The following is a 5,162-nucleotide window of genomic DNA, read 5'->3' on the forward strand; positions in this document are numbered from 1 at the left end:
ATAGATACGCCGCCGCTCGACGCAGCACCTCGTTCTCCTGCTCAAGCAGGCGGATCCGCTTACGGGCCTCGCGCAGTTCAGCGGACTCGGTCGAGGTCACGCCAGGGCTGCGGCCCCCATCAATATTCGCGCGTCGCATCCACTTGTGCAGCGTCATCGGGTGCACACCGAAGTCGTTGGCGACCTGCTCGATCGTGACGCCTTCTCCACGATCACGAGCCACCCGGATCGCATCGTCTCGGAGCTCCTGGGGGTACGGCTTGGGCACAGCTACATCCTTCCCGACCGCCCGAAGGCAAGCCAGATCAGATGTCACCTATCCGTGCAGCAGTCCCTAGCGACAGTCCCGCGCGGATACTGGGGAACTAAACCAGGAGTACGTTAAACGGTTTCGTTGTTCGGCCACCAGCTGGTTTTGCCTAGTAGTGTCGCGATGGCCGGCACGACGATGGTGCGCACTATAAAGGTGTCGAGCAGTAGTCCGATACCGATGATCAGTCCAACTTGGGTCATGATGGAGATCGAGCCAGCCATGAGGCCGAACATGCTGGCAGCGAAGATGAGGCCGGCCGAGGTGATGACCGATCCGGTGTTGGTGACGGTTCGTAGAACGCCGATTCGTATGTTGTTCTGGGATTCCTCGCGTAGGCGAGAGATGAGCAGCATGTTGTAGTCTGCGCCGACGGCGACGAGGACTATGAAAGCCAATAGCGGTACAGGCCAGGCGATCTCGGTTTTGAGGATGTGTTGGAAGATTAGGACGCCGATGCCCAGTGCCGCGGTGTAGTTGAGGACGACGGTTCCTAGGAGATACAGCGGTGCGATGAGTGCTCGGAGGAGAAGGATTAGGATCAGGCCGACGATGATGAGGGTTGCCAGTGCCAGGAGTTGAAAGTCGTCGGCGAGTAGGCGTTGCAGGTCGGCGTTGATGGCGGGGAATCCGGCGATTGCGATGTGGGAGTCCTCCAGGGTGGTGTTCGGTCTGGCGGCGTTTGCAACATCGGTGATGGTGTTGGTCAGTTGTATGGCTTCGGTGCTGTAGGGGTCGAAGCTGGTTTGTATTGCGTAGCGCACGGTATGGCCGTCGGGCGAGACGAATTGGCGAGCGACATCGACAAAGCGGCGGTCTGCGTTGGCTTGAGGTGGCAGGTAGAAGCCGGTCGCGGAGTCTGTTCCGGCGGTTTCGCGGGCGGAGGTTTGGAGTTGCGTGGCTAGGGTGGCCATCCCGGCTAGTTGCTGAAGGTTGCTGTCGATCAGCGCGGACACGCCGTCGGCGAGTTGTCGTGATCCTGCGGCGAGCTGACTCACGCCAGTTTGGAGTTGAGTGATCTTAGCGGGCAGGTCTTGGTTGTTGATGGTGCTCAGGGTGGAGTTGAGGGAGTTGACGGTTGCGGTGAGTTGGTCGGTGACCGTCGTGAGGGGTGTGTCTAGTTGTGCGAGTTGTGTTGACAGGGTGGTGATCTGGTCGAGCAGTCCACTCCCTAGTGTGGCGTTGAGGTCGCGAATCTGTGCGCGCAGGGTTGCGCACTGGGGGACTTGGGCGCACCAGGGCGCTGAGTCGAGGAGGGGTAGGATTGAGGTCACTGTTGTCAGCGCCGCGGATGTTTGGCGGGTCAGGGCGGCAAGTTGTGGGGCGTTCTGTGAGGCGCGGTCGAGTGCGGGCGCGGACGCGGCGAGCTGGCGCAGGAGTGGTTGGTACTGCTGGATTTGTTGACCGGCGGTGCTTGCTTGGGTGAGGATACCGGCGAGTGGCGTCAGGTTGAGGCGTAGCTGGGTGTCGAGTTGGGCCAGCCCGTCGGCGAGCTGGTTGGCACCGGAGCGCAACTGCTCGAGGTCGCCTTTTCGTTGCTGGCCGTCTGCGACGGCGCCTGCCACCTGGTCCCCGATCTGACCGTTCTGCCACGACAGCTCGGCCTGTTCGAGTTTGTCGCCGGTGGGGCGGGTGACGCCGATGACGCGAGTCACCCCGGGAATTTGGGATACCCGCGAAGCCATCTGCTCGAGGTCGGCAAGTCCGCTGGCGGTGCGTAGGTCGATCGGCGCATCCACCACAAGAAACTCAGCAACCGTCACATCTGTGGGGAAATGGCGGTCAAGCAGCGCATATCCCTGGTTGCTGTCGGTCGTCGCGGGTTGGCCCTGGCGGTCGTCATAGGTGATGTGGATACCCATCGCGATCGTGCTCAGCACGATCAGCCCCACCATCGTTATAGCGAGAAGGGGGACTGGGCGGCGGACGACAAGCACCGCCACGCGATTCCAGTACTTGCGCGTGAGGTCTCGTCGGGGGTTGCCCCAACCGAAGCGGGCTGCCCACTGCAGCACCGGCGGCAGCAAGGTGACAGTGGCGAGGAACCCGATGAGGATCGCGATCGCGCAGGCCGGACCCAAGGTGGAAAAGACGCTCAGTTCGCCGAACGCCATAGCCAGGAATGCCAGTGCCACCGTCGCCGCCGAGGCCAAGATGACCCGTCCGATCGTCGCTGTAGCGTCCACAAGAGCATCCGCGGTAGGCGCGCCTTGGCGCAACCGCTCGTGATAGCGGCTGATGAAAAAGACTGAGTAGTCCACCCCGGCCCCGAGCAGAATGACCGTCATGAATGCGACGGTGAACTGAGACACCGGCATTCCGAGCTCACCTAGTGCGGACAAGACGCCGCGGCCCACCCCAAGGCTGACACCAATCACCAGCAACGGCACCAGTGCTGTGAACAGCGATCGGTACACCACCAGCAAGATCAGGGCGATCAGCGCGACTGTGGCCAAAGTGATCACGACCAGGTCGCTCTCGGCACTCACGATCTGATCACTGAAGGTGGCTGCGGGTCCGGTGACATGAACCGCGGTACCAGTATCTTCAAACACCCGGCGTGCGGTTTCGCGGACGGTTTCCACCGCATGAGTCGCCGCCGGACCGCCCAGGGTCCCCGAGACCCCGACGGGCAGATACCAGGCCTTGCCATCCTCACTCAACGCCTGGCGGGCAGTGATCGGATCCGACAGCAAGTCACGAACCGATTGCACATCGTCAAAATTTTCACGGAGCTGTAGGACCAACGCGTCGTATCGCTCTCGCGTGACCTCTGTAAGCCCATTCGGGTTCTCCATGGTCACGAAGACAGTGGTCTTAGCGCCCTTTTCCCCGAATGCGCCACCCATTTGATCAAGAGCTTGAAAGGACGGAACCCCTGCAGGGATCGGATCTACCGATTGCTGCCGCACCACCGTCTCCAACTGAGGAAACAGCACCGCCAACACCACCCCGACAGCTATCCACACCCCGATGACCAGGGACTTGTGCGTCAAAGTGAACCGCGCGATTCGTCCCAACGTGGAGCTGTACTCGCTGCGCTCGACCAACGGCCGCCTTGCCAAGCGCTTGTCATCGGGACGATGGACCACCATACGCAGTACCTCACCAACTCATCTGGCCCACAGTGGAACCATCGGTAGCGCTACGCTACAAGTTGTAGCGTAAAAGTGGAAGGCGGTGAGGCTATGTAGGCGGGCGCCGCCTGTGCGCCGCAAGAAAGTCATCGACGAGGCGCTCGAGATCAGCGACATCCATCGCGCGAATCCCGGTGAGCTTGGCGAAGACCAGAGGGCCTGCCAGCTGAGTGATCGCCATGGTCAAGTCCGGATCGTCGAGTTCAGCGGCGGCCGCGCTACTTGTCAACACTCGATCAAAGGGTTCTCGGTACTGGTTGACTACGCGCATCCGCAACGGCCCCAATGCGTTTGGTTCTTCGCCAGGTTGCTTGGGAACCATTGCCAACCAAGCCAGTGTGGTCAACTGCAACGGAGCCTGTTCGATGAGAGCAGCCTGGCGTTGCATCAATGTGACCAGGTCATCGCGAATCGATTGCGAGGTTTCAGGGTTGTCCACCTGAGGCAACAACCGCTCGAAGGCTGCTGCCACCAGGTCCGTGGTGCTCTCAAAATGTCGATACAGCGTGGTGCGGGCTACGCGAGATAGCCGGGTTACAGCCTCCACGGTGACCGCTTCGACCCCACCGCTGCTGAGCAGGGTCGCGGCAGCATCCAACAACCGCGCCCGCGAGCGAACCCGCCTCGGGTCCACATCATCGATATCGGCGATCTCCACCCTTGCCCACTTCCCGCTCCAGACCAACAGCACAAACGATACCGTCGGTAACAGAACGAAACTGCGAGTGCTCGAACACCGAACGAGGACCGCAGAGAGGACCACCCAATGGGCTTCGATCAGCGGCTACCAGCGCACTCGCCATCATGTATGGGATGTGGCAGCGACAACCCCAGCGGACTCCAGCTCGAGGTATACAGGCATGACGACCACGTCTACGCTGATCTAACCTTCGACGAACGCCAATCAGGAGCACCCGGCCTAGCTGTACCGACCCGGGACGTTAGGTACGGCGTTCGGCGAGTCGACGTGACATAGGGAAGACCTCCGAGTGAGGTGTGGAGCTGTCTAAGAACCGCTCCTCAACCCGGAGGTCTTCATGTCCCACCGTAATTCACCGCTGTCCCCGACTGGCCGGTTGCGTCTGGCTCGGTGTGTTGTGGACGACCGGTGGCCACTGCGCCGCGCAGCTGACCGGTTCAACGTGTCAGTCACCACGGCCAAGCGATGGGCGGATCGCTACCGCGACCACGGGCCGGCCGGAATGGGTGATCGGTCCAGCCGGCCCCGATCGTGTCCGCATCGCACCAGCCGGCGCCGGGAACGCCGGGTCGTCGGGTTACGCGTCTCCCGCCGCTGGGGGCCAGCCCGGATCGGATACCACCTGGGGTTGAACGTCTCCACGGTGCACCGCATCCTCACCCGCTACGGCTGCCTATGTGGTTCCCCCGGAATCGTGGAGGACTCCTCTATGCGGCTTCGGGCTCGGTGACTGCGGTGTTCTCGTAGTCGACCGGACTCATCATCCCGATCGCGCTGTGGCGACGCTGGTGATTGTAGAAGCCGTAGCACCACTCCAACACGACCGCCTGCGCCTCCATGATAGTATGGAACTCGTTGCGTGACAACACTTCCCACTCCAAAGAAGAGAAGAATGCCTCCGCTGCGGCGTTGTCGAAACATTGACCGGCTAATCGTGGTCGAGCCTGCGGCAACGATCGGCCGATGGTTCATTGTCGATCTGGTTTGCGGCGTTGCCGTCGGAGTTGTTCGTCGT

3 protein-coding genes and 3 pseudogenes are annotated in these 5,162 nt (G+C 61.5%); 2 read left to right on the forward strand and 4 right to left on the reverse strand.

Annotation, left to right across the window (positions count from 1 at the left end; translation table 11 throughout):
- From ABZW74_RS23930 to ABZW74_RS23940, 3 genes are all read right to left on the reverse strand, one after another.
- Positions 1 to 268, reverse strand: a 268-nt coding sequence (locus tag ABZW74_RS23930) for a transposase (RefSeq protein WP_355279927.1), incomplete at its 3' end; no start/stop codon positions are given.
- 113 nt (positions 269 to 381) lie between these two features.
- Positions 382 to 3,405: an MMPL family transporter gene (locus tag ABZW74_RS23935; protein WP_005194693.1), complete on the reverse strand. Its 3,024-nt coding sequence runs from the start codon at positions 3,403 to 3,405 to the stop codon at positions 382 to 384.
- Positions 3,406 to 3,496: 91 nt separating this feature from the next.
- Positions 3,497 to 4,105, reverse strand: coding sequence for a TetR/AcrR family transcriptional regulator (locus tag ABZW74_RS23940; RefSeq protein WP_005194691.1), 609 nt, complete (start codon positions 4,103 to 4,105; stop codon positions 3,497 to 3,499).
- 108 nt (positions 4,106 to 4,213) lie between these two features.
- Between ABZW74_RS23940 and ABZW74_RS23945 the strand changes: the two are divergent.
- Both ABZW74_RS23945 and ABZW74_RS23950 read left to right on the forward strand, forming a co-directional pair.
- Positions 4,214 to 4,372 (forward strand): annotated as a pseudogene (locus tag ABZW74_RS23945) (PaaI family thioesterase); the annotation flags it as partial.
- Between the two features lie 112 nt (positions 4,373 to 4,484).
- A pseudogene (locus tag ABZW74_RS23950) lies at positions 4,485 to 4,814 on the forward strand (leucine zipper domain-containing protein); the annotation flags it as partial.
- Between the two features lie 40 nt (positions 4,815 to 4,854).
- Here the strand turns inward: ABZW74_RS23950 and ABZW74_RS23955 are convergent.
- Positions 4,855 to 5,067 (reverse strand): annotated as a pseudogene (locus ABZW74_RS23955) (IS3 family transposase); the annotation flags it as partial.
- Positions 5,068 to 5,162: the final 95 nt, after the last annotated feature.

This window comes from Gordonia sp. NPDC003585, from assembly GCF_040610755.1.
Classification (GTDB): Bacteria; Actinomycetota; Actinomycetes; order Mycobacteriales; family Mycobacteriaceae; genus Gordonia.